Origin of the sequence: Salinivibrio sp. AR640 (assembly GCF_001995405.1) — a bacterium.
Classification (GTDB): domain Bacteria; phylum Pseudomonadota; class Gammaproteobacteria; order Enterobacterales; family Vibrionaceae; genus Salinivibrio; species Salinivibrio costicola.
This window is the reverse complement of sequence record NZ_MUFD01000006.1, coordinates 39,938-62,552: the sequence shown is the minus strand read 5'-3', so window position 1 is coordinate 62,552 and position 22,615 is coordinate 39,938. Positions and strand designations below refer to the sequence as shown.

The window sequence follows — 22,615 nt, the reverse complement described above, 5'->3', positions numbered from 1 at the left end:
TCACGGTTTTGGTTTTCATTTTGAGTAATTATTCCATTTGTTGAGCGAAATCGAAATTTTAGTTGCTCACTTGTTTGATTTTTATCTTTTTAATTAATCCATCGCGTACATCTTACTGAGGACCCTCCCATGTTTGGAATCTTTCGGCCGGCAGCTCACCGGCAAAGATTGCCAGAGTCACAGATCGGTGACACTTATACCCGACTGCGCTGGCAATTATTTTTTGGTATTTTTATCGGCTATGCCGGTTATTATCTGGTGCGTAAAAACTTTAGCTTGGCGATGCCGTTTCTGATTGATGAATATGGCTTTAGTCGCGGCGATCTAGGTGTCGCATTGGCGGCGGTATCCATCGCTTATGGTTTGTCCAAGTTCCTCATGGGCAGCGTGTCTGATCGCTCAAACCCAAGATATTTCTTAAGTGCCGGTCTGTTAATGTCATCACTGGTGATGTTCAGCTTTGGCCTTTTGCCATGGACGACAAGCAGTATTGCCATCATGTTTGTGCTGCTGTTTATCAATGGCTGGGTGCAAGGTATGGGCTGGCCGGCTTGTGGACGCACCATGGTGCACTGGTGGTCACGGAAAGAGCGTGGTGAGCTAGTCTCCGTTTGGAACGTTGCCCATAACATTGGTGGCGGACTGATTGGTCCTTTGTTCTTACTGGGTTTATGGCTGTTTAACGACGACTGGCGCGCTTCTTTCTATGTGCCGGCATTCTTTGCTGCGTTGGTCGCTGTCTTTATCTGGTTTACCTTGCGAGATATCCCACAATCGTGTGGCCTGCCGCCGATTGAAGAGTACAAAGACGATTATCCGGATAACTACGACGAAGAAGCATTTGAAAAAGAAATGTCTGCCAAAGACATCTTTGTCACCTACGTGATGAAAAACCGTCTGTTGTGGTATATCGCGATTGCCAATGCCTTTGTTTACTTGATTCGCTATGGCGTGCTCGATTGGGCGCCGGTTTACCTGGATGAAGCCAAAGGCTTTACCGTGGATAAATCGTCTTGGGCCTACTTCTTGTATGAATGGGCCGGTATCCCAGGCACACTGTTGTGCGGTTGGATGTCCGATAAGTTCTTTAAAGGGGCTCGTGCGCCAGCCGGGGTGCTATTTATGGTGCTGGTGACGGTCGCTGTGTTGGTGTATTGGTTTAACCCCGCCGGCAACCCGGGTATCGATATGGTGGCACTGGTTGCGATTGGCTTCTTAATTTATGGCCCCGTGATGCTCATTGGTCTGTATGCCTTGGAGCTAGCACCGAAAAAAGCGGCGGGTACCGCGGCAGGACTGACCGGGCTATTTGGTTACCTAGGTGGCGCGGTTGTCGCAAACATTGCTCTGGGTTATACCGTGGATCACTTTGGCTGGGACGGTGGCTTTATGCTGCTCACCGGTGGCTGTGGCTTGGCCATCTTCTTCTTGTGCCTTGCGTGGGTGGGAGAGCATCGTGTGCGCCGTGACGCGGCTGTGCACGCTGCCTAAATGATCTGTCTTGGCATTGCCTAGTGGCTATGCGTAAACTAGGAAGCCCTCGTGATCGCGGGGGCTTTTTTTGTAAGGGGAGATGCAGTGAAGCAAAACAAACGTCATCAGCAAATCATTGATCTGGTTAAATCACAAGGATACGTGAGCACGGAAGACTTGGTTGAGCGCTTCAATGTCAGCCCACAAACGATTCGACGTGATCTCAATGAGTTGGCAGCAGAAAATCAAATTCGCCGCCATCACGGTGGCGCCACCGTGCCCTCCAGCTCTGAAAACACCGCGTATGCGACCCGCAAAGTATTGCAACAACAGGAAAAAGATACCATCGCTCAGGCGCTGGTGCAGCACATTCCCGACGGCGCAACGTTATTTATTGATATTGGGACCACCCCAGAGGCGGTGGCGCGCGCATTGCTGGATCATCATAACTTACGGGTAGTCACCAATAACCTCAATGCGGCGGCGATCTTAATGCCGAAACAGGATTTTACGGTGATTATTGCCGGTGGTGAGGTACGCAATCGTGATGGTGGGATTGTGGGAGAGGCCACGCTCGATTTTGTCTCTCAGTTTCGACTCGACTTTGGCATCTTAGGGATCAGTGGTATTGACGATGATGGGTCATTACTGGACTTTGACTATCATGAGGTGCGGGTTAAAAAAGCCATTTTAGACAATAGCCGCTGTGTGATGTTGGCCGCTGACCATACTAAATTTGGTCGTAATGCGATGGTGAACTTGGGCAATATTACCCAACTGGATATGGTCTTTACCGATGTCACTCCGCCCGCGCAAATTCAGGAGATGTTAGCGGCACAAGGCAGCCACCTAGAGGTGATCAGCCATGCCGTCCCTGAGGATATGCCGTCAGTTGGGTGATTACTGATAGAGGTACTTGGTAAATAAAAGGTCGGCCAGCATTCTGCGATTGGTTTCGGCAAGAAGAAGCGCGTTGACCTTTTCTAGGCATGCTTTGCGAATCGCTTCGCGTCCCGACAGCGATTTAATTTTGCTCGCGGTCTGTTGCGCCAAGGTTTCTATGATGACATCGCGGATAAGCGGCGAGTGGTATTCCAGCTCGCTGACCCACTTAGGATCATCGACCATCAATTCAACTTTCACCTTGATAAAACCGAGCTGCGGGCCTTCGGTGACATAATTGGTGGTAATTTCAGGCTCTAAGGAAAAGTAACTGTACTTTGCTTGGTTGCCGTTACTGCCTTCTTCTTGTGCCTGGACGGCGGTACTGACCCATAACAACAGGCTCAGCAGTACCATCAATAGGGGTTGTCGTTTACTCATAGCCACCCAAAAATTCGGTTGATGATGTGATAGGAGTAGGCCGTGCGCATTCTCCAATCGCGGTCAGCCTGATACAATTACCCGCCGAGTATAGCAACATTGTCCGCCTCATAGGGGGACGGACAGGCGAATTTTGCGCGATGTGGCACAGGAAATAATGTCAGACTTAAATCATACCTATCTAGAGGCGCTGCAACAGGCACGCTGGGAGCGACCCGATATTGCGGCGTTAAAGCGCACCGCAGAAGGCAGCTGGTTGTTAGAATCACACTCCATGACGGCACGACTCAAACGCCACTGTCAGGATTTCGATGTCGACGTGCTCCAGGTCTATCAACTGACGCCGGACAAATTGACCGATCATGAAACCGCTTTGATTGGCCCAGAGGCCTGTGTGGTACGGGAAGTCGTCCTCAAAGGTGACGGACAAGCTTGGCTCTGTGCGCGAACGCTAATGCCGGCTTCCACCTTAGAAGGGCAAGGAGGACATTTGCACGCGTTGGGCACCGAACCACTGGGTCAGCATGTGTTTAAACAGCGCGCCTCTCGCCGCGATGCGATTGAAACCGCGCATGTCTCTTGCTTGTCACACCAGCTTTATGCCCGTCGCTCACGTCTTTGGCTCCATAATCGACCCATGTTAGTGGCCGAACTCTTTTTGCCTCACTCGCCCTTATATGGCAAGGAGGCGCCTGCATGAGCACGAAATTGGCTGCTTATGGCCAGCTTGCACGTTTAGACCGTCCCATTGGCACTTTATTATTACTCTGGCCAACATTATGGGCGTTATTTTTAGCCGCCGATGGCATGCCGGCGTTGCTGACCCTGGTCGTCTTTGTGCTCGGGGTGTATATGATGCGTGCTGCCGGCTGCGTGATTAACGATTATGCGGATCGCCACTTTGATGGTCACGTCAAACGCACCAAAGCGCGCCCTTTGCCCTCAGGGCGGATTGGCGAGAAAGAAGCGCTTGGTTTCTTTATTGCGCTAGTGTTAGGCGCATTTTTATTGGTATTAACCCAAAATACGCTCACCATCCAGCTCTCGTTTGTTGGGGTGGCGCTGGCGTTTATTTACCCGTTTATGAAGCGCTATACCCATCTTCCCCAGCTGGTGTTGGGGCTGGCGTTCAGCTGGGCGATCCCGATGGCGTTTGCCGCGGCACAAGGGGCACTCCCTCCGGTGATTTGGCTGCTATTTATGGCCAATATTTGCTGGACTATTGCTTACGACACCTTGTACGCCATGGTGGACCGCGATGATGATCTAAAGATTGGGATTAAATCGACCGCCATCTTGTTCGGACGTTGGGATAAAGCCGCGGTTGGTGTATTGCAGTTATTGACGCTTGCGCTATTGATGCTCGCCGGGCAATGGCTAGAGCTGGCGGCCGGTTACCAATGGAGCCTATTAGCGGCCTTTGCGCTATTTGTTTATCAACACTATCTTGCCCGTGAACGGGAACGCATGGCATGTTTTCAGGCTTTTTTAAACAATAACTATGTCGGTTTAGTGGTATTCATTGGTGTTTTGGTCGGTATTTACGGTTAATGTTATCGCTCTTATCATCAACAACGAGACACTAAAAAGGCGCTTCTGAATGAAGCGCCTTTTTTAAGTATCTAACTGTTTCTGGCCGTCAATAGCTTTTTAATCAATATCTTATGTTAACCAAGAGCTTATGAAAACCAAGAGCTTATGGGCACTACAAGCTGACGGTACCCTGTTAGCTATCATCAGGCTGGCTTTCATTCAGCGGCTGATTTAGCACGGCTTGAATTGTTAATTGCACTTCTGGTGAGATCAAACCACAGACAAAGTCATTTAAGGCCTGGATGCGCTCAGCATTGGCTTTGGCATCATCGTCTAAATAGCCTTGCTCGCGCAGGGTATCGATAAAGATAGTAAAGACCTGTTTATCGAAAAACTCAGGCGCATTGATACCATGCAAACGGCTGAGTCGTTGCGCTAACATTTGGCTGTGTTTTTCCAAATCGCGCTTATCAATGTGTGGCTGATGGGTGAACAAGGTCAAGGTAATGGCATAGCGCTGCAGGGTTTCGGCAATGGTACGGCCGAGTAATTGTAGCTCGCCGAGCTTGGCATTATTCATGGTGACTTTGTCGCCCTCACAGCACAACAAGGACTGCGCATGCATGGCATGTAAGAGTGCATCAAAGTAGCTGTCGAGTCCGGCATCATCAAAGCTCATAAAGAGTTCTGCTTTGAGCAAGGGATACAACTGCTGCACACAAGCCCGCAAGCCGGATTGACTGATGGTTTGGTGGGTTACCAGGATTTGTGCAATCAGTGATGGCAGTGCCACTAGGTGGATCACATTGTTGCGATAGTAAGTCATTAAGATGGCTTGCTGGCGATCAAGCGAAATGACTTCACCCATGGTGTCTTTCTCGACCACCAGTTTATTTAACGACAACGCATGCTCGACCAATTCTACCGGCGAGGCTTGTGGGACACTGCTACTGGTGGAATATGGGGCCTGAGTCAGTAGGCCTTGATAGACCGCAAGCTGTGCTTCTAAGGCTTCTCGGCTCAGGGCTCGTTGGCGCGAGGCGAGCAGCGCGGTCGCACAGAGGTTCAGCGCATTGGTCGCGGCGGCATCGTTGATATGGGTCATGACCTTGGTCGCTAACTCACTCACCACTGGATTCATCCAAGCCGGCTTTTGAGGCTCCATTGGATCAATATAATCATGCCAATCTGGCACTTTCTCATTGAGGTGTTGATTGAGCGCAATCGGCTCACCGAAGTTGACATAGCCAAGGCCATAATTGCGCAACTTACGCACGATCCCGATTACCTGACCAAAGCTCTCTTTTTCTTTACGCTGGCCCTGTAGCTCTTTGGCATAAGTGTTCACTTCCATCACATGCTCGTAGCCGATATAGACAGGCACTAAGGTGATAGGACGCTGTTGCCCGCGCAGCATGGCTTGCAAGGTCATCGATAACATCCCCGTTTTGGCCGACAGTAAGCGACCAGTGCGCGAGCGCCCGCCTTCAGCGAAATATTCGACCGAATAACCGCGGGCAAACAACTCGGCCAAGTATTCACGAAAAACGGTGGAATATAAGCGATTGCCTTTAAAACTGCGGCGAATAAAAAAGGCGCCACCGCGACGGAAGAGCGGCCCGGCAGGGAAGAAGTTGAGGTTGACACCCGCGGCAATATGCGGCGGCACTAAGCCTTCTTTATACAGTACGTACGAGAGCAGCAAGTAATCCATGTGCGAGCGATGGCAAGGCACATAGACAATCTCGTGACCATCTTGTGCCAGCTGGCGAACCCGTTCGGCATTGTTAACATGAAGGCCTTGATACAGTTTATTCCAAAGCCAGGTTAGAATGCGGTCGCTGTATCGAATCAAACGATACGAAAAGTTTGCCGCAATCTCTTCCATCATGTCGACGGCTTCTTTACGAACTTTTTCAACTGACACATCACGGCTTTGTGCTTCATCGTGGACGACTTTGTCGATGGCCTTTGACGCCAGTAGGCGTTTGAAGAGCAAAGCACGATTAGGTAAGCGTGGGCCTGAAGCCGCGAGTTTTTGCCGCGAAAAGTGGATCATTGCCACTCGCGCCAGTTTATGGGCGATCGCCTGATCGGTGCCGTGTTTATCCGCCATATAGCGCAAGGATACCGCTTGGCTTAACCGCACCATGCCATCACGGCCACGCGTAAGGATGGTCCAGAATTTTTCTGGCCCATTCATTGCGTGCAGCGTTGCTTGGTGGCGTTGTGTTTCGTTACCCGGATCGCGTTGCCACAACACGGAAGCGGGAACCAGCTGGATATCCAATTCACTATCTTGACGATGTAAGCGCAGCAGATCTTGAAAATGTGCTAAGGAGCGTTTGGGCAAGTCTTGATCCGCGGAAAAGACCTTACGACCGTGACTAATAAAGACATAGCGCGGCAGTGTGGTATCGCCAATAATGAGGGGCTTTAATGGATCCGGTAATCCTTGACGTAAACAGGTTCGCCGTAGCGTTAATAAATCAGAATGAGACTGAAACGGCAACACGTACACAATAGGACGTGCGAGAGACAGGTTTAGCTGCTCGACCGGTTCAGAGGGGATACATTGGGTTTTTACCCAGGCAGAAAGCGGCAAATTCAATAGCTTGTAATAAATCTTTTGCCAGAGCGCCATGATTGTCAGTGCCTCAAATTCAAAATGCGCGCCAAGGATAGCAGAAAATGGCTGCGAACTTGCAACCAAAGGCAGAGAATTGACGCGAGATTGCGCGCGTTTGAATCGGCTATCGACAATGAGATCCGCTTCTCGTGTCTATAATTAGTCCTTTTCAAGCCGTATGTTACTGGATATACTCACAGTTAACTGTATAAAAAGACAGGTAAGAGCATGAAGCCGTTAACCGCGAGACAGCAACAAATCTTCGAGCTGATTAAAACCCATATTGAAGACACAGGGATGCCCCCAACACGTGCCGAAATCGCCCGTCAGCTGGGGTTTCGCTCCGCGAACGCTGCCGAAGAGCATTTGAAAGCGTTGGCGCGCAAAGGCGTACTCGAGATTATTCCCGGGGCATCACGCGGTATTCGCTTAATTAGCGAAGAAGAAGTGGTGACGCCTGATGACCAAGGCTTGCCTTTAATTGGCCGTGTCGCGGCGGGTGAGCCCATCTTGGCACAAGAGCATGTTGAGAGCCTCTATCAGGTCGATCCAGCCTTGTTTAAGCCAAGTGCCGACTTTTTACTGCGAGTTAGCGGTATGAGCATGAAAGATATTGGCATTCTTGACGGTGACTTACTGGCGGTGCACAAAACACAAGACGTACATAATGGCCAAGTGGTCGTCGCGCGAGTGGATGACGATGTCACCGTCAAACGGCTAGAGAAGAAAGGGTCGAATGTTGTTCTTCATGCTGAAAACGATGAATTTATGCCGATCTCGGTGGATTTAACTGCACAATCACTGACGATTGAAGGTGTTGCTGTTGGTGTGATTCGCAATACCGACTGGATGTGATTTCCCACGTTGGCGGACATTGATGTCCGCCAATGGAATGCGGTTAAAAAAACATCTTTGCATTTCTCTACATTTAAACGATAATTATTATCATCCTTGATTATCGTGTGTGGAGGTGTCCGTGCGTACGCAACAGCATTCTGTTCCCAGTAAGCTATTTAAGCCCATGTGGCTGCGCAGTCGTGAGAGCCTGACTGACAATGGCGTGATCTATGACCCCATGGCGGCCGCCGCATGCCAAGGGTGTGTCATGCAGCCCGAATGTGATTGGCACAACCTCGATCAAACCCAGCTTCTTTATGCCACGCTCACTAGCCAGTGTGATGCCATTGTTAAACAGTTTCTTGCTCAGCATCCCACGGCATGGATCATTAATGTTGGTGGTGGGTTAGATACCCGCTTTTATCGACTGGATAACGGCCGTTGTCGTTGGTTAGAAGTCGATGTTGACGAAACCTTGTTATGGCGAGAGCGTTTATTCCACACCAGTGAGCGTTTCCGAATGGTGCAAGGGTCGGTCAAACAGCTTGATTGGCTGGCGCAACTGGCGGTCCCTGCGGGTCATCCGACCATGTTAATTTGCGATCAAGCCTTACTTGAGTGCACCAACCAAGAAATTTCTGCATTTTGCCAGTATATTAGTCGCTATTTTCCGCAAGTTGAGGCCTGTTTAGTCTTAGCGGGAGATAAGTGCCATAGCCGGATCGGCCAGAAACTGGGGTGTGAATCTTATCAACATGGTTTTGCCGATCCGCGTATGGCGATCATTCAAGCCTTGCCCTGGGCCTGTCGGGTTGAAGAACACTCCCCACTTGATAAACCTTGCCCAAGGTGGCGTTTTTGGCAGCGCGCACTGGCGGCGATGCCGCGTTATCGTCTGCGTTTTACCCCGATGGTGTTGCATATTGAGATCTAGCGCGGCGCGGATGCCGCCTTTCGCTTTTCAGTCTGTGCTTAGCCTCACGATCTTTCTTTGTCTATTTTTTGTCCTTTGGGCAAACCTCTCCTAGATTGAATGTAAACAAAACGTTAATTTTTGTGATCGTATGTATCGCGTTGTTTCCTTAACCTTTGCTTAAGCTGCGTGGGTTTAAGCAAAGGTGCAACGCATTCATGCCTGCGAGCAGGAGGGGGCCGTGTCGAGCTACCATAAATCAATACTGGCATCGGGAATGGCTTTGCTGCCTGGGCAAGTGCAGGCTGCCGAACGTGAAGGGTGGAACCTGACTCAAGGGGTCACGGCCATCAGTCAGCAGGTGTATGACCTGCATATGACGATTTTCTATATTTGCGTGGCGATAGGGGTATTGGTGTTCGGCGTAATGTTTTGGGCCATTATCCGCCATCGTAAATCCAAAGGCGCCAAGCCTGCTTCGTTTCATGAAAGTACCAAGGTAGAAATTGCGTGGACGCTCGTACCGTTTCTCATTTTGGTGGGTATGGCGATCCCCGCCACCCAAGTCTTACTCGATATGGAAGATACCACCAAGCCTGATTTAACCGTTCAAGTGACCGGCTCACAATGGAAGTGGCATTACCGCTACTTTGATCACGATGTTGCCTTTTTCTCCTTGCTTGCCTCTAGCCCTGAACAGATCCGCAACGAAAGACAAAAACGCGATAACTATTTGTTAGAAGTCGACCAACCCTTGGTGTTACCGGTGGGACGCAAGGTGCGCTTTTTGATCACGTCGCAAGATGTGATTCATTCTTGGTGGGTACCGGCCTTCGCGGTGAAAAAGGATGCCAACCCTGGGTTTATCAATGAGGCTTGGACCAAAATCGACAAACCCGGCATTTATCGTGGGCAGTGTGCCGAGCTGTGCGGTAAAGACCACGGTTTTATGCCGATTGTGGTGATCGCCAAGCCGCAAGAAGAATTTGATGCTTGGGTGCAAAAAACCGCACTCACTCAGCAACAAGCTCGCGAAGAAGAGCAACGCTTATTGGGGATGGAAATGCCGATGGATGAACTGATGGCGCTGGGCAAACAAGTGTATGACAGCCGCTGCGGCATGTGCCATCAAAGTGAAGGGCAAGGCATGCCTGGCGTATTCCCAGCGTTAGCGGATGCTGAGATTGCGACGCAACCAAATCGATTGGTCGATCATATCGATATTGTCGTCAACGGCAAAGCCGGCACTGCCATGCAAGCGTTTGGACCGCAATTGTCACTCAAAGAGTTAGCAGCGGTGGTAACGTACGAGCGCAATGCGTGGGGCAATGACACCGGCGAGACGGTACAAGCCGCTCAGGTTAACGCGGTGATGTCGGGCGAAGAGCTTTAGGAGCGCACTATGACAGATACAACGCCAGAATCCGTTCATGACGACCACCACCACAAACCGCGCGGCATCATGCGCTGGGTGCTGACCACTAACCACAAAGACATCGGCTCCATGTATCTGATTTTCAGCTTCACCATGTTTTTGCTGGGTGGCGCGATGGCAATGGTGATCCGTGCGGAATTATTCCAGCCCGGCCTGCAACTGATAGAGCCCAACTTTTTTAATCAAATGACCACGGTTCATGGTTTGATTATGGTGTTTGGCGCGGTCATGCCTGCCTTTACTGGGCTCGCTAACTGGATGGTGCCGATGATGATAGGGGCGCCGGATATGGCGCTACCACGGATGAATAACTGGAGCTTTTGGATTCTGCCGTTTGCGTTTCTATTGTTGATCGGCTCGTTATTTATGGAAGGTGGCGGCCCCAACTTTGGCTGGACCTTCTACGCGCCACTGTCGACTACCTATAGCCCCGATAGCACCGGCTTATTTGTGTTTGCCCTGCATATTATGGGGATCAGCTCCATTATGGGGGCGATCAATGTGATTGTGACAATTATCAATATGCGCGCGCCTGGCATAACCTATATGAAAATGCCGCTGTTTGTCTGGACCTGGCTGATAACCGCCTTTTTGCTAATTGCGGTGATGCCGGTATTAGCGGGAGCAGCGACTATGGTGTTGACCGATAAATACTTTGGCACCAGCTTTTTTGATGCAGCGGGGGGCGGTGATCCGGTTTTGTTCCAGCACATTTTCTGGTTCTTTGGTCACCCAGAAGTCTACATCATGATTTTGCCCAGTTTTGGCATTATCTCGGCTATCGTGCCGGCGTTCTCACGCAAACGGCTATTTGGTTACAGCTCCATGGTGTATGCCACCGCCTCGATTGCAGGATTAAGCTTTCTGGTATGGGCACATCATATGTTCACTACCGGGATGCCGGTGTTTGCCGAGCTGTTTTTCATGTTCTGTACCATGCTGATCTCGGTGCCGACTGGGGTCAAAGTGTTTAACTGGGTGGCGACCATGTGGCGAGGCTCGCTAACGTTTGAAGTGCCAATGCTGTTTGCGATTGCATTTATCGTCTTATTTACCATTGGCGGGTTTTCTGGGCTAATGTTGGCGATCACGCCGGCTGATTTTCAGTACCACGACACCTACTTTGTGGTGGCGCACTTTCACTATGTTTTAGTCTCAGGGGCGGTGTTCTCGATCATGGCAGCCGCCTATTACTGGCTGCCTAAATGGACTGGGCATATGTTTAATGAAACCCTGGCACAGTGGCATTTTTGGTGCTCAGTGATTTCCGTCAATATTCTCTTTTTTCCGATGCATTTTCTCGGCCTCGCAGGCATGCCACGCCGGATCCCCGATTATGCCCTGCAGTTTGCCGACGTGAACGCCATTGTCAGCATTGGTGGCTTTGCCTTTGGTCTGTCGCAACTCATCTTTTTAGCCGTCGTCATTAAATGCGCGCGTGGTGGCGAGCCTGCTGCCGCTAAACCTTGGGAAGGGGCCGAAGGTCTGGAGTGGACTGTGCCATCGCCCGCGCCTTACCACACCTTTGAGACACCGCCGGATCTGGAGGAAGCGCGCCATGGTCACTAAATCAACCCGCTCCGCTCGTCGTCTACTGTTGCTCGCCGTGGGTATGTTTGGTTTTGCCTTTGCCTTAGTTCCGCTCTACGACGTGTTTTGCGACGTGACGGGCATTAATGGCAAAACGGATACCGAGGCGGCCGCATCCAGTGCTGGCATTAACCAAGATCGCTTGGTGACCATTGAATTTATTGCCTACATCAATCCGGGGATGCGTTGGACATTTGAGCCCCAAGTCAACCAGATGCAAGTGCACCCTGGTGCGACTCACACGATTAATTATCTCGCAACGAATAACGCACGCTATGACACCATTGGTCAAGCCGTACCCTCGGTCTCACCGGGGATAGCCGCGCAATACTTTAACAAGATTGAATGCTTTTGTTTTAACCGGCAGCCATTGCCACGTGGCGAGGACGCGGCGTTGCCCCTGGTGTTTTATGTGGATCCTGAGCTGCCGGATGACATTAACCATTTAACGCTGGCCTATACGCTGTTTGATGTCACCGCCAGCGCCGAGGAATAAGGAGGCGCTCATGGCGACGCCTGAACGTTATTATGTCCCAGCGGCGAGTATTTGGCCGATTGTCGGTGCCGTGGCGCTGTTTTTAATCGCTGCTGGCGCGGGGGCGACCGTGGGTGGTTTATTTGGTGGCAGTGGCCCTTGGCTGTTGCTGGCCGGCACCGTGCTTATTTTGATTATGCTCACCGGCTGGTTTCGCGACGTGATCCGCGAATCCATGCAAGGGCTGTACTCGGCGCAAATGGACCGCTCTTTTCGCCAAGGAATGAGCTGGTTTATTTTCTCTGAGGTGATGTTTTTTGGTGCCTTCTTCGGCGCGCTCTTTTATGCCCGTTTTATCGCTGTCCCTTGGCTCGGTGGTGCGAGCAATAACGCGATGACCGCGGCGGTGCTGTGGCCGGATTTTGTCGCTCAGTGGCCACTTACGTTGACCCCGGGCGGAATTGAAACCACTGCGATGCCGGCGATGGGACTGCCCTTGCTTAACACACTTATCCTACTGACCTCATCGGTCACGCTCCATATTGCCCATACCGCGATTGAAAAAAATCAGCGCGAGCGACTGAAAGGCTTTTTACTGGTCACGGTATTGCTTGGGGCGCTGTTTATGTTCTTTCAAGGTGAAGAGTATGTGCACGCCTATCAAGAAATGAATCTGCGTCTCGATTCCGGAGTGTATGGCAACACCTTTTATTTATTAACTGGCTTTCATGGCCTACACGTTACATTAGGCACCATCATGCTGTTGGTGGTGTGGCTGCGTGTGATGCGGGGGCATTTTAGCTCTGAGCATCACTTTGGCTTTCAAGCTAGCGCCTGGTATTGGCACTTTGTCGATGTGGTCTGGCTATGCTTGTTTGTCTTTGTGTATATCTTGTAGCTCAGTAAGGACGCGGGTTAGGGGCTATCCAGCCCATGGAGAGCGCAATCAGCAACAATACGAAGACAACCACGGAAAACAGCACACGCCGACCGAGATAACGCGATAAAGGCACGGAACTATCGCCTTTTAGGAGTACCGGCAAGGCACGAAAAAGATTAAATAGAATAAAAACCAGTAAACAAATCAGAATAGCTTTGACCAACATAAGCGCTCCTTAGCGCAATAGGTAATCATGAAACAAGGACGGCGAATGGGGTTTCTGATATTGACTGTGGTTGTGGTCCTGCTGCTCGTCAAGTTAAGCCATTGGCAATGGACGCGTGGCGAGCAAAAAGCCCAACATCTGGCACAGTTTGAGGCCAATCAAGCACCGGAATCGCTCTCAGGCTCGGTGCAAAAAGGGCAATACCTGGCGATTGATGGCCAGTTTCGTCCCGAGTTTGCCGTGTGGCTCGACAATCAGATCCATCAAGGTCGCGTGGGCTACCGCCTTTTTCTTCCCTTCATTCCAAGCCAGCAGCCATCGCAATGGTGGTTGGTGGAGTTGGGCTGGATGGCCGCGCCTGCGCTGCGCCGCTTGCCGGCGGTGCCAGAGTTGGCATCGCGTTACCAGCTGTCTGGCTTCGTTGATACACCTTCTAAGCGGGTGGTACTCAAGAAAGAAACGGCACCGCATGATTGGCCCGCTCGGAGGCAGCGCATTGACTTACAAGCCTTGAAGGCCCAATTACCAACGCTTAATCCGCAGTGGCTGATACGGACAGAAAAACTGGTGGATGTGACCACGCCGAGCACAGATGCCTTGGCGCAAGCTGGGGTGACGCCAGTGTGGCAGCCGGTGGTGATGCCGCCAGCAAAACATTATGGCTATGCTTTGCAATGGGCATTGATGGCGCTCGCGGTCAGTATTGGCGCAGGTATTTGGTGGTACAAAACAAAACAGAGGGAAGCGATGTGAAAGGACGCATGACGCTGGTGGCATTGATTGGCATTTTTGTCCTGCCTGTGGTGGTGGCGAAATTGGTGCTGGAGAAAAGCTGGTATGAAAAAGGGGTCACCAATTACGGGCAGTTTCTCTCTGAGCCAGCGACCCTAAATTGGTTACCCGAACAAGGCCAGTGGCGGTTGATTTATCGGGTGCCAGAGCAATGTGATTCTGTGTGTGAACAAGCGCTGTTTCAGTTAACACAAATTCCCATTGCGGTGGGCAAAGAGCGAGACCGGGTCAGTAGCGTGGCACTGACGAGCACCGCCCAGAAAGCGCCGGAAGTGCTGACATGGCAAATCCTGACCACAGATCAGGCGCAGGCATGGCAGCAGCAAGCGTTTGATAAAAATACCATTTATCTTAGCGACCCGATGAACAATGTGGTGCTGGCCTATCCAGTCAGTGACGATAAAACGAAGTGGGTGGCGCAAGGCAAAGGTTTGTTGCGCGATCTTAAACGGCTTCTTAAATTGTCTAAGGTAGGCTGATTATGGCAATGCGTCGCTACCAACTCGCCGTCTTATCGACACTGATATTGGCCGTGCTGGTGGTTGGGCTGGGCGCGTTTACCCGTTTAACTGAAGCCGGACTTGGCTGCCCTGATTGGCCCGGATGTTATGGCCACTTGGGCGTGCCCGACAGTGGAACTGCGCAATCGGTGGCGATGTTGCGGTTCCCCGACGCGCCCTTGGATGTGACAAAAGCGTGGAATGAAATGCTGCACCGCTATGTCGCAGGCACCTTAGCATTGGCTATTTTTGCGTTGACTTGGATAAGCTGGCGACGCTCCGATTATCGGGCATTACGGCCGCTGACCACGCTGCTGAGTGTGGTGGTAGTCATGCAAGCGGCGCTCGGGATGTGGACGGTCACCTTAAGCTTAATGCCGGTGGTGGTGATGGCACATTTGCTCGGTGGCTTCACTACGGTGTGTTTGCTGGCTTGGCTTGCGGTGTTGGCAGGGGCAATCAAGCTGCCCGTTATGCAAATATCGCCGCCCGCACGCCGCGTGGGCAGTGTGGCAGTGGTCGCCGTGATCATACAGATAGGATTGGGCGGTTGGACCTCAGCAAATTATGCCGCCACGGTCTGTACGCAGTTACCCATCTGCGAAAGCCCTTGGTGGCAGCTTTTCACCCCCTCGGCGTTTAATCCTATCAGCCCTCACAGCGAGACCTACCAGTTTGGCGTACTGAATCATGCCGAGCGGGTGACCATTCATGCCACGCACCGTCTCGGCGCCATGGTGGTCACCGCATTCGTGCTCGCTTGGGCATGGATGCTGTGGCGTGCTGGGGCGGGTGCGCTGGCAATGGCAGTGAGTGGTGTGTTGGCGATTCAAATTACGTTGGGCGTGACCAACGTGGTCGCGTTGCTGCCGCTAAGTGTGGCGGTGGCGCATAACCTCGGTGGATTGTCGCTACTGGCCATATTACTGCTCTCCCGGTTTTTATGTCTTTCACCGTCGGCCCGACAAGGATCTCACCATGGCACAGTATCAACGCACCGCTAATGTATCGACGCCTGCTGGCGCTAATTGGCGTGATTATTACGAGCTCACCAAACCGCGCGTGGTCGCCATGCTGCTTCTCACCGCGCTGGTGGGGATGTGTTTAGCCACGCCCGGCTGGCCGCCCTGGTCGGCGGTGCTGGTGGGATTATTTGGCATTGGCGCACAAGCCAGTGCTGCGGCGGTGTTTAATCACGTGATCGATTGGAAAATTGATACCAAAATGCAGCGCACTCGCCATCGTCCCGTTGCTGAAGGCCGTGTCAGTCAAGGCGCCGCTTTGGTGTTTGCGGTGGCACTGATGGTGAGCGGCTTTATTACCTGTTGGTGGCTGAATCCGCTCACCGCTTGGCTGACCTTTGCCAGCCTGGTGGGTTATGCGTTGGTATACACCCAGTGGCTTAAACCCGCGACACCGCAAAACATTGTCATTGGCGGTTTGGCCGGCGCAATGCCGCCACTACTTGGTTGGACGGCGGTGACAGGCGAGGTCCACGCGCATGCGCTGCTGCTGGTGATGATTATATTCACGTGGACGCCGCCCCACTTTTGGGCGCTGGCGATTCATCGGCGCCATGATTATGCCAAAGCCGATGTGCCGATGCTGCCCGTCACCCACGGGGTTCGCTTTACTCAGACCATGGTTTTGCTTTACACCGTATTGCTGGTGGTGGTGGGGATTTTCCCTTGGCTGACCGGGATGAGTGGTTGGCTATATCTGGTGGGCGCGACTGCCCTTAACCTCGCTTTTGTCGGCTATGCTTGGCGACTGAAAACCCAGTCGCAAAAAGGCATCGCGTGGCAGACTTTTAAGTTTTCGATATGGCATATCTTCGCGACCTTTGTGGTGCTGCTTGCCGACCACGCGTTGCGCTATTAAGTGGCGCTATTGGAGGGACTACTTAAGCCCTTTTGCCGACAGTACCGTGGCTTTGTCGGCGACAAACGAGACCTTAATGTGTTTGCCATCACCGCCCCACACGCAATGGGTTAATCCCATGGTGTCATCACATTGGCTTGGCTTGCCAACGTGAGCAACTACCACGTCATAACTCATGCCGACCTCCAACTGATCGTAGTTTTGCTTAGTCACTTTCGAGCAACCGGCGAGAAAGACGACCAAGACACAGGCAAAAAAGACGCGCATAACAATACCTCACTCACTGATGTGATCAAAAAACAGGCCTCATGGCCTGTTTTGCTATTAACGTGGTGGTGTCTATTAGTAGTAAGAGTGATCGCCCCGGGCGTGCTCGGTCACATCGCGCACACCGTGTAGCTCACCACTAAATTCAGCCAATAGCTGCTTTTCAATCCCTTCTTTCAAGGTTACATCCACCATGGAGCAACCGTTACACCCGCCACCAAATTGGAGGATAGCCACCGAATCATCAGTGATTTCAATCAGGTTCACATGGCCGCCATGGCTGGCAAGTTGTGGGTTTACCTGGCTTTGAATCACATAATCGACGCGCTCCATCAAAGGTGCATCATCGGCGACTTTACGCATTTTTGCGTTCGGTGCTTTCAGCGTGAGCTGCGAGCCCATTTTATCGGTGACAAAGTCGATCTCTGCTTCGTCGAGAAAAGGGAGACTCAGTTCGTCGATAAACGCAGAAAAACCGTTGAATTTTATCTCGGTATCACTGCTTTCTACCGCTTCCGGCGGACAGTATGAGACACCGCACTCTGCGTTTGGCGTGCCTGGATTGACAACAAACACGCGAATATGGGTGCCCTCGGGCTGCTGCTCAAGCAACTTCACAAAGTGGCTTTGTGCATTTTCTGAAATATTGACTTCTGACACGACAAATACCTGACTAATCCAGTGTGTTTTATACAGTGTACTCCGGTTTGCTTTGGCTATCACCCCTCGAACCATGTGGCTACTTTATGTGCAGGGGTAGCACGCTTACCGCTAGGGTAGATCGGTACGGGCCAAACAGTAAACATCGATCGTTTTTGCACCGGCTTTGCGCAGTAATCGACATAATTGCGATACCGTTTGTCCGGTGGTGACGACATCGTCGACGACAGCGACATGAGAAGCGGGGAGCGGGCCATGAAGAGCAAAAGCACCACGCAGATTATGTAACCTGTCTTGCCGACTGAGACCTTGTTGTGGCGCGGTATGTCGGGCGCGAGATAAGTACGTATCAACCACCCGAGTATCAAGGTTGTCGGCAAGTGCCCAAGCCAAGTGCAGGCTTTGATTAAACCCTCGTTGCCAACGACGTCGCCAATGCAGCGGCACCGGCAACAGCACCGGTGCGGGGGTGAGAATACGATCACTGAGCTGCTGGGCAAACGGCAATGCCAGCTCGAAGGCTCCTTGGTATTTGAACGCGTGAATTAATTGCGGGAGAGGATCATGGTAGCCACTGATAGCAACCAAGCGGTCCCAAGCTGGCGGCTGGCTGAGGCAGGCGCCACATCGCGCTTGTGGTTGTGAAACAGGCAGTCCACAACACTGACAAAGCAAACACTGATGATGGGCATCCCAACACGCATCACAGCACAGAGAGTGATGGGCAGGCAAGGCGAGGTGGCAAACGGGACACTGTAAGGGCAAGAGTTTGCCTCGCCAGTGGGTCAGTACACGTGTAAAGCGCCGTGGCACGATTGTTGATATCATAAGCGTCCTGAGTAAAAAGCAATCAAGGCAGTGTAAACATGGCGGAATGTGATTGGCAGTCGCACGGGCAAGGACCCGATCTGGTTCTCATTCATGGTTGGGGCATGAACAGCGCAGTGTGGTCATTAATCTTGCCGTACCTAACACCACACTTCCGGGTGCACTGTGTTGATTTACCCGGTTTTGGCTATAGCGCGGCACAACCGGGGCTTAATATCGAAGATCTGGCACAAGTGTTGCTTAAAGAATCACCAGTAGATGCCACTTGGATAGGCTGGTCGTTAGGTGGGTTAGTGGCAACACAAGCCGCGCTTTTATCGCCACAGCGTGTAACTAGATTGGTTACCATCGCCAGCTCACCCAAGTTTGTTGCCGAACCTGGGTGGCGAGGAATTAAACCTGGGGTGCTCAGTGACTTTGCTCGTCAGCTTGAGCGTGACTTTTCGCTGACAGTAGAGCGCTTTATGGCGCTGCAAGCGATGGGATCACCAACCGCGAGAAAAGACGTAAAAGCGCTTAAGCAAGCGGTATTTTCGCGGCCAACACCGGACCCTCGTGCGCTTGCGGATGGCTTAGCCATGTTAGCAGACACGGATTTGCGTCAGGGCTGTGGCGCTATCAAGGTGCCTTGGTTGAGAATGTATGGGCGGTTAGATGGTTTAGTGCCGGTATCGGTGGCTGATGCGGTATCAACATTGGCTCCGGACTCACACAGTGAGGTCCTGACACTCAGTGCTCACGCGCCGTTCGTGACCGAGCCTGAAGCGGTGATAGACAAGCTAAAAGCCTTTTTAGGCAACAAGTTGCCGGCAACATAGCCAGTGCGGATCATTTTTTTGGTAGAATTGACTCAATCCTGTCACGGTTCTGCCGATAAGTTAACTATGTCACTTGTTTTGGCATAAGGAGAGACCATAATGAACGTAGGTAACGTTGGGCAGTCTCCGGCGTATCATCAAGCGATGAAGTCCAAAACGCCGGCACAGCCGCAGCAAAATGCGGATAAACAAGCTGAGCAGGTGTCCAAAGCCAATACTTTTAAGGATCACGTCGCAAAAGCGAATGGGGTCAAAGAAGGTGATAAACCGGCTTCGCCTCAAGCCGCAAAAAATAATGTTGACGTGAAAGACGGCGCCAACGCTGGTGCGGTCGCTAAAGCCCAAGAGGGAAAAGATCCGGAAGAAACGTCCGCCGTAAAGTCGTTTACCTACGGCGCATTGGGGATGGAGCATCCGGAGAAAGTCCAAGAAAGCGATGATTCATCGTACACTGCGGGTAAATTTGTGTCGGCCTTAGGTACAATAGGTACAATACTCGCGGTTATCGTCTAAACTGATAGAAAGACGACAAGGCCGCACTGACAATTAGGCCTTCAGCTGGTGTGGGAGGTAGCATCAGATGAACATATCGCCAGCCAGCGTCAGTATTCCAACTGTCGCGCCATCGGTGAACCCGCCAACGGAGCAAGTTGCGCGGGATAATCGCTTGCGCGAAAAAATCGTCCCTGCTAAGTCATCTCCCGAGCCCGACAATGGTAAAGCCCCTTCTGATCAAGATAAGCAGCTAGGACGTTCATCCTGGGATCCTGCCCAACATCCCAACTACTCGCTGGACTATCAGCGTGACTCATTAACGCATGCCGACTACGATGGCGCCAATATCGCAGGCCGTATCGATGCCATAGCACGCACGGATCCCAGTGAGCAAGCTCGCCAAGATAATGGCTACACGATGGGCTTAAAAATGCCCGAAGAAGTGTTAGAAAAAATTGAGCAGCTAAAACGGTTTGAGCAAACGCGTGCGGTGGTGGCGATGCGCTACCAGCAAGCAAGCGTGGCGAACATGCCCTCCGAAGTATTGATTGTGATTTAATGCGATCCAGACCTTAAGCCATGTCCTGATTAAGACAAAATATAAAAAGCCCCGCCAGTATTGGCGGGGCCATTAGTATCTAAATATGCCATTTGTTAGGCACTATTAGGTTAGCTCTATATACCTTTGACTTTAAGAGCGTTTGACTCCAGAAGCCTTTGACTTTAAGAGCGCTTGGCGCGCGCAAAGGCATCGGCCATGCTCCCTCCTAGGGAAGATGGTGATTGCTGTTTGGGCGCTTTGCTTTCGCGCTGCTTAGTCGGCCTCGCTTTCGTTTCCGATGCCTCGGGCGTATCATCAAGACGCATTGATAAGCCGATCCGTTTGCGCGCCACGTCCACTTCCATGACTTTAACTTTTACTACATCACCGGCTTTGACCACCTCACGTGGGTCGCTGACAAAGCGCGTCGACAGCGCAGAGATATGGACTAAACCGTCTTGATGAACACCCACGTCGACGAAGGCGCCAAAGTGAGTGACATTGGTCACCACACCTTCGAGCTGCATCCCAGGCTTCAAATCACTAATTTGGTTAATGCCATCGGCAAAGGTCGCCGTTTTGAACTCTGGACGTGGATCGCGACCGGGTTTCGCAAGCTCACTCAGCACATCGGCGACAGTGATCGCCCCAAAGGTGTCATTGGCATAATCATTGGCGGTTAAGCTTTGTAATAAGCCCGTGTTACCCACTAAGGCATCGACCGCCTTGCTGGTCTTTTGGGCGATATGTTTGACCAATGGATAGGTCTCTGGGTGGACACCCGAGCGATCGAGCGGGTTGGTACCGTCCATGACGCGTAAAAAGCCAGCGCATTGCTCATAGGCTTTGGGGCCCAAACGAGGTACTTTCAGCAGTGTCTTGCGCTCATTAAAGCGGCCGTTTTGGTCGCGAAACGCAACAATGTTGTGTGCCATCGTTTGGCTTAAGCCCGCCACGCGCGTGAGCAACGGTGCAGAGGCAATATTCAAATCTACGCCCACGGCGTTGACACAATCTTCCACCACCGCATCAAGCTTTTTCGCCAGCTGGTGTTGAGAGACATCATGCTGGTATTGGCCCACCCCAATCGACTTAGGATCAATTTTTACCAGCTCCGCCAAAGGGTCTTGCAGGCGACGGGCGATTGAGACGGCGCCACGGAGCGACACATCTAAGTCTGGAAACTCGTTAGCCGCTAGCTCAGAGGCTGAGTAAACCGAGGCACCGGCTTCGCTGACCATCACCGTTTGAATGCTTAAATCAGCCTGCTTGAGCAAGGTGGTCACAAAGCTTTCTGTCTCGCGAGAGGCAGTGCCATTGCCCACGGCAATCAAACTCACGTTATGGCTTTTAATAAAGCGGTGCAGCACTTTGCTTGCGCCGTCTATATCATGTCGAGGTGCGGTAGGATAAATGGTGGCGGTATCGAGCAGTTTGCCGGTGCCGTCAACCACGGCGACCTTGCAGCCGGTACGCAGGCCAGGATCAATACCTAAGGTGCAGCGAGGGCCTGCTGGCGCGGCCATCAATACATCTTTGAGGTTGGCGGCAAACACATCAATGGCATCGTTTTCCGCCCGCTCTTTGAGGTTAGCCATAAACTCAGTTTCTAGGTGCATCAAGATTTTGACCCGCCAGGCAAAGGCTATCACTTGTTGGCGCCAGCGGTCAGCCGGGGCGCTGCCCAAAGAAAGCTGATAATGCTGAGCGATCATGGTCTCGCACACGCTTTGCTTGCTTGCTGGATCTTGATCCGGATCGGCAATCAATGCCAGCTGTAATACGCCTTCGTTGCGGCCGCGCAACATGGCCAGCGCGCGGTGAGAAGGCACTTTGGCAATCGACTCTTGGTGATCAAAGTAGTCTTTAAACTTGGCACCGGCGTCTTCCTGACCAGCAACCACGGTGGCGCGCAGCACCGCATATTGCTTCAGGTATTGGCGTAGCGTTTCAAGCAGGCTGGCATCTTCGGCAAGACGCTCCATCATGATCGCGCGGGCACCATCCAGCGCCGCTTTGGTATCGGCCACACCTTTATCAGGGGCCACAAATGGTGCGGCGGTGGTCTCAGGTGTTTGGGATGGATCGTGCCATAGCGTATCAGCAAGAGGTTCCAACCCTGCTTCGATGGCAATCTGCCCTTTAGTCCGGCGTTTCGGTTTGTAGGGAAGGTATAAATCTTCCAGTCGGTTTTTGCTCTCTGCGGCGATAATATCGCGGCGCAGCCCCTCGGTCAGCTTGCCTTGTTCGTCAATCGATTTGAGGATGGTGTCACGACGAGCGTCTAATTCGCGCAGATAGACCAAACGGGTCTCAAGGGTGCGTAACTGCGAATCGTCTAAACCTTGCGTGGCTTCTTTACGGTAGCGGGCGATAAAAGGGACAGTGTTTCCGTCGTCCAGCAGTGTCACCGCGGTGTTGACCTGGCCAGGCGCGACATTAAGCTCTTGGGCCAGGGTTTGGATAATCGATGTGTGCATGTGTTTCCTTTTCGTTCCCATCAAGGTCATCAAGATGAG

General features: G+C 51.9%; 24 protein-coding genes. 17 read left to right on the top strand and 7 right to left on the bottom strand.

Translation table 11 applies throughout. The features are described 5' to 3' along the window. The first annotated feature begins 129 nt into the window (after positions 1 to 129). Both glpT and BZG75_RS05210 read left to right on the top strand, forming a co-directional pair. Positions 130 to 1,491: a glycerol-3-phosphate transporter gene (glpT, locus tag BZG75_RS05215; RefSeq protein ID WP_077576380.1), complete on the top strand. Its 1,362-nt coding sequence runs from the start codon at positions 130 to 132 to the stop codon at positions 1,489 to 1,491. 87 nt (positions 1,492 to 1,578) lie between these two features. After that, on the top strand, positions 1,579 to 2,373 hold the full coding sequence (locus BZG75_RS05210) for a DeoR/GlpR family transcriptional regulator (RefSeq protein ID WP_077576379.1): 795 nt from the start codon (positions 1,579 to 1,581) through the stop codon (positions 2,371 to 2,373). Here the strand turns inward: BZG75_RS05210 and BZG75_RS05205 are convergent, their stop codons facing one another. Beyond that, positions 2,374 to 2,796: a flagellar basal body-associated protein FliL gene (locus BZG75_RS05205; RefSeq protein WP_077461466.1), complete on the bottom strand. Its 423-nt coding sequence runs from the start codon at positions 2,794 to 2,796 to the stop codon at positions 2,374 to 2,376. A 157-nt stretch (positions 2,797 to 2,953) separates the two neighbouring features. Here BZG75_RS05205 and BZG75_RS05200 point away from each other — a divergent pair, with 157 nt between their 5' ends. Further along, positions 2,954 to 3,496, top strand: a complete 543-nt coding sequence (locus BZG75_RS05200) for a chorismate lyase (RefSeq protein ID WP_077576378.1) — start codon at positions 2,954 to 2,956, stop codon at positions 3,494 to 3,496. After that, on the top strand, positions 3,493 to 4,347 hold the full coding sequence (gene ubiA, locus BZG75_RS05195) for a 4-hydroxybenzoate octaprenyltransferase (RefSeq protein ID WP_077576377.1): 855 nt from the start codon (positions 3,493 to 3,495) through the stop codon (positions 4,345 to 4,347). Before BZG75_RS05200 ends, ubiA begins: the two co-directional genes overlap by 4 nt. A gap of 175 nt (positions 4,348 to 4,522) precedes the next feature. On the opposite strand, the gene plsB is transcribed toward ubiA, so the two are convergent. Further along, positions 4,523 to 6,973 carry a glycerol-3-phosphate 1-O-acyltransferase PlsB gene (gene plsB, locus BZG75_RS05190; protein WP_077576376.1) on the bottom strand — a complete coding sequence of 817 codons (2,451 nt, stop codon included), beginning with the start codon at positions 6,971 to 6,973 and terminating at the stop codon, positions 4,523 to 4,525. A 213-nt stretch (positions 6,974 to 7,186) separates the two neighbouring features. On the opposite strand from plsB, the gene lexA reads away from it, so the two are divergent. The 6 genes from lexA to BZG75_RS05160 all read left to right on the top strand — a co-directional run bounded on the left by lexA (position 7,187) and on the right by BZG75_RS05160 (position 13,106). Further along, complete coding sequence (gene lexA, locus BZG75_RS05185; RefSeq protein ID WP_025744361.1) at positions 7,187 to 7,813, top strand: transcriptional repressor LexA; 627 nt, start codon at positions 7,187 to 7,189, stop codon at positions 7,811 to 7,813. Between the two features lie 121 nt (positions 7,814 to 7,934). Beyond that, positions 7,935 to 8,729 carry a class I SAM-dependent methyltransferase gene (locus BZG75_RS05180; protein WP_338012828.1) on the top strand — a complete coding sequence of 265 codons (795 nt, stop codon included), beginning with the start codon at positions 7,935 to 7,937 and terminating at the stop codon, positions 8,727 to 8,729. Positions 8,730 to 8,985: 256 nt separating this feature from the next. Then, a complete protein-coding gene (coxB, locus tag BZG75_RS05175; RefSeq protein WP_077576375.1) occupies positions 8,986 to 10,101 on the top strand; it encodes a cytochrome c oxidase subunit II in 1,116 nt (371 codons plus the stop codon). A gap of 9 nt (positions 10,102 to 10,110) precedes the next feature. Beyond that, positions 10,111 to 11,712 carry a cytochrome c oxidase subunit I gene (gene ctaD / locus BZG75_RS05170; RefSeq protein WP_077576374.1) on the top strand — a complete coding sequence of 534 codons (1,602 nt, stop codon included), beginning with the start codon at positions 10,111 to 10,113 and terminating at the stop codon, positions 11,710 to 11,712. After that, positions 11,702 to 12,229 (top strand): cytochrome c oxidase assembly protein, encoded by a 528-nt coding sequence (locus tag BZG75_RS05165; protein WP_077576373.1) that lies wholly within the window; start codon positions 11,702 to 11,704, stop codon positions 12,227 to 12,229. The genes ctaD and BZG75_RS05165 overlap by 11 nt, the downstream gene beginning before the upstream one ends. Before the next feature lie 10 nt (positions 12,230 to 12,239). Further along, positions 12,240 to 13,106, top strand: coding sequence for a cytochrome c oxidase subunit 3 (locus BZG75_RS05160; RefSeq protein ID WP_443216183.1), 867 nt, complete (start codon positions 12,240 to 12,242; stop codon positions 13,104 to 13,106). Position 13,107: 1 nt separating this feature from the next. On the opposite strand, the gene BZG75_RS05155 is transcribed toward BZG75_RS05160, so the two are convergent. Continuing rightward, the gene (locus BZG75_RS05155) at positions 13,108 to 13,314 is read right to left on the bottom strand and encodes a DUF2909 family protein (protein ID WP_069361974.1); all 207 of its coding nucleotides are present in this window, start codon (positions 13,312 to 13,314) and stop codon (positions 13,108 to 13,110) included. Positions 13,315 to 13,359: 45 nt separating this feature from the next. On the opposite strand from BZG75_RS05155, the gene BZG75_RS05150 reads away from it, so the two are divergent. Genes BZG75_RS05150 through cyoE form a run of 4 tightly spaced genes read left to right on the top strand, consistent with a single transcriptional unit; the run spans position 13,360 to position 16,487 of the window. After that, positions 13,360 to 14,067 carry an SURF1 family protein gene (locus BZG75_RS05150; protein ID WP_158009964.1) on the top strand — a complete coding sequence of 236 codons (708 nt, stop codon included), beginning with the start codon at positions 13,360 to 13,362 and terminating at the stop codon, positions 14,065 to 14,067. Further along, positions 14,064 to 14,585: a hypothetical protein gene (locus BZG75_RS05145; protein ID WP_077576370.1), complete on the top strand. Its 522-nt coding sequence runs from the start codon at positions 14,064 to 14,066 to the stop codon at positions 14,583 to 14,585. Before BZG75_RS05150 ends, BZG75_RS05145 begins: the two co-directional genes overlap by 4 nt. Positions 14,586 to 14,587: 2 nt before the next feature. Continuing rightward, positions 14,588 to 15,610 (top strand): COX15/CtaA family protein, encoded by a 1,023-nt coding sequence (locus BZG75_RS05140; protein ID WP_077576369.1) that lies wholly within the window; start codon positions 14,588 to 14,590, stop codon positions 15,608 to 15,610. Further along, positions 15,585 to 16,487, top strand: coding sequence for a heme o synthase (cyoE, locus tag BZG75_RS05135; protein WP_077576368.1), 903 nt, complete (start codon positions 15,585 to 15,587; stop codon positions 16,485 to 16,487). The genes BZG75_RS05140 and cyoE overlap by 26 nt, the downstream gene beginning before the upstream one ends. A gap of 18 nt (positions 16,488 to 16,505) precedes the next feature. On the opposite strand, the gene BZG75_RS05130 is transcribed toward cyoE, so the two are convergent. The 3 genes from BZG75_RS05130 to BZG75_RS05120 form a co-directional block, all read right to left on the bottom strand. Continuing rightward, a complete protein-coding gene (locus tag BZG75_RS05130; RefSeq protein WP_077461480.1) occupies positions 16,506 to 16,754 on the bottom strand; it encodes a DUF3862 domain-containing protein in 249 nt (82 codons plus the stop codon). Between the two features lie 75 nt (positions 16,755 to 16,829). Further along, positions 16,830 to 17,489: a Fe-S biogenesis protein NfuA gene (gene nfuA / locus BZG75_RS05125; protein WP_174566351.1), complete on the bottom strand. Its 660-nt coding sequence runs from the start codon at positions 17,487 to 17,489 to the stop codon at positions 16,830 to 16,832. 36 nt (positions 17,490 to 17,525) lie between these two features. Next, positions 17,526 to 18,242, bottom strand: coding sequence for a phosphoribosyltransferase family protein (locus BZG75_RS05120; protein WP_077576367.1), 717 nt, complete (start codon positions 18,240 to 18,242; stop codon positions 17,526 to 17,528). Positions 18,243 to 18,280: 38 nt separating this feature from the next. Between BZG75_RS05120 and bioH the strand changes: the two genes are divergently transcribed. The 3 genes from bioH to BZG75_RS05105 all read left to right on the top strand — a co-directional run bounded on the left by bioH (position 18,281) and on the right by BZG75_RS05105 (position 20,114). Then, positions 18,281 to 19,060, top strand: a complete 780-nt coding sequence (gene bioH, locus BZG75_RS05115) for a pimeloyl-ACP methyl ester esterase BioH (protein ID WP_077576366.1) — start codon at positions 18,281 to 18,283, stop codon at positions 19,058 to 19,060. A 99-nt stretch (positions 19,061 to 19,159) separates the two neighbouring features. Then, positions 19,160 to 19,573: a hypothetical protein gene (locus BZG75_RS05110; protein WP_077576365.1), complete on the top strand. Its 414-nt coding sequence runs from the start codon at positions 19,160 to 19,162 to the stop codon at positions 19,571 to 19,573. Positions 19,574 to 19,640: 67 nt separating this feature from the next. Beyond that, a complete protein-coding gene (locus tag BZG75_RS05105; RefSeq protein WP_025744367.1) occupies positions 19,641 to 20,114 on the top strand; it encodes a hypothetical protein in 474 nt (157 codons plus the stop codon). A gap of 164 nt (positions 20,115 to 20,278) precedes the next feature. Here BZG75_RS05105 and BZG75_RS05100 read toward each other — a convergent pair whose 3' ends face one another. Then, the gene (locus tag BZG75_RS05100; protein WP_077576364.1) at positions 20,279 to 22,576 is read right to left on the bottom strand and encodes a Tex family protein; all 2,298 of its coding nucleotides are present in this window, start codon (positions 22,574 to 22,576) and stop codon (positions 20,279 to 20,281) included. Positions 22,577 to 22,615 lie beyond the last annotated feature (39 nt).

Bases quoted from the DNA above. Each gene is read 5' to 3' on its own strand.
- BZG75_RS05130 (WP_077461480.1), bottom strand. From the start codon at position 16,754: ATGCGCGTCTTTTTTGCCTGTGTCTTGGTCGTCTTTCTCGCCGGTTGC.
- BZG75_RS05105 (WP_025744367.1), top strand. From the start codon at position 19,641: ATGAACATATCGCCAGCCAGCGTCAGTATTCCAACTGTCGCGCCATCG.
- ctaD (WP_077576374.1), top strand. From the start codon at position 10,111: ATGACAGATACAACGCCAGAATCCGTTCATGACGACCACCACCACAAA.
- BZG75_RS05165 (WP_077576373.1), top strand. From the start codon at position 11,702: ATGGTCACTAAATCAACCCGCTCCGCTCGTCGTCTACTGTTGCTCGCC.
- BZG75_RS05150 (WP_158009964.1), top strand. From the start codon at position 13,360: ATGGGGTTTCTGATATTGACTGTGGTTGTGGTCCTGCTGCTCGTCAAG.
- nfuA (WP_174566351.1), bottom strand. From the start codon at position 17,489: ATGGTTCGAGGGGTGATAGCCAAAGCAAACCGGAGTACACTGTATAAA.
- BZG75_RS05160 (WP_443216183.1), top strand. From the start codon at position 12,240: ATGGCGACGCCTGAACGTTATTATGTCCCAGCGGCGAGTATTTGGCCG.
- glpT (WP_077576380.1), top strand. From the start codon at position 130: ATGTTTGGAATCTTTCGGCCGGCAGCTCACCGGCAAAGATTGCCAGAG.
- cyoE (WP_077576368.1), top strand. From the start codon at position 15,585: ATGGCACAGTATCAACGCACCGCTAATGTATCGACGCCTGCTGGCGCT.
- BZG75_RS05205 (WP_077461466.1), bottom strand. From the start codon at position 2,796: ATGAGTAAACGACAACCCCTATTGATGGTACTGCTGAGCCTGTTGTTA.
- plsB (WP_077576376.1), bottom strand. From the start codon at position 6,973: ATGGCGCTCTGGCAAAAGATTTATTACAAGCTATTGAATTTGCCGCTT.
- BZG75_RS05200 (WP_077576378.1), top strand. From the start codon at position 2,954: ATGTCAGACTTAAATCATACCTATCTAGAGGCGCTGCAACAGGCACGC.
- bioH (WP_077576366.1), top strand. From the start codon at position 18,281: ATGGCGGAATGTGATTGGCAGTCGCACGGGCAAGGACCCGATCTGGTT.
- BZG75_RS05155 (WP_069361974.1), bottom strand. From the start codon at position 13,314: ATGTTGGTCAAAGCTATTCTGATTTGTTTACTGGTTTTTATTCTATTT.
- BZG75_RS05110 (WP_077576365.1), top strand. From the start codon at position 19,160: ATGAACGTAGGTAACGTTGGGCAGTCTCCGGCGTATCATCAAGCGATG.
- BZG75_RS05100 (WP_077576364.1), bottom strand. From the start codon at position 22,576: ATGCACACATCGATTATCCAAACCCTGGCCCAAGAGCTTAATGTCGCG.
- ubiA (WP_077576377.1), top strand. From the start codon at position 3,493: ATGAGCACGAAATTGGCTGCTTATGGCCAGCTTGCACGTTTAGACCGT.
- BZG75_RS05140 (WP_077576369.1), top strand. From the start codon at position 14,588: ATGGCAATGCGTCGCTACCAACTCGCCGTCTTATCGACACTGATATTG.
- BZG75_RS05120 (WP_077576367.1), bottom strand. From the start codon at position 18,242: ATGATATCAACAATCGTGCCACGGCGCTTTACACGTGTACTGACCCAC.
- coxB (WP_077576375.1), top strand. From the start codon at position 8,986: ATGGCTTTGCTGCCTGGGCAAGTGCAGGCTGCCGAACGTGAAGGGTGG.
- lexA (WP_025744361.1), top strand. From the start codon at position 7,187: ATGAAGCCGTTAACCGCGAGACAGCAACAAATCTTCGAGCTGATTAAA.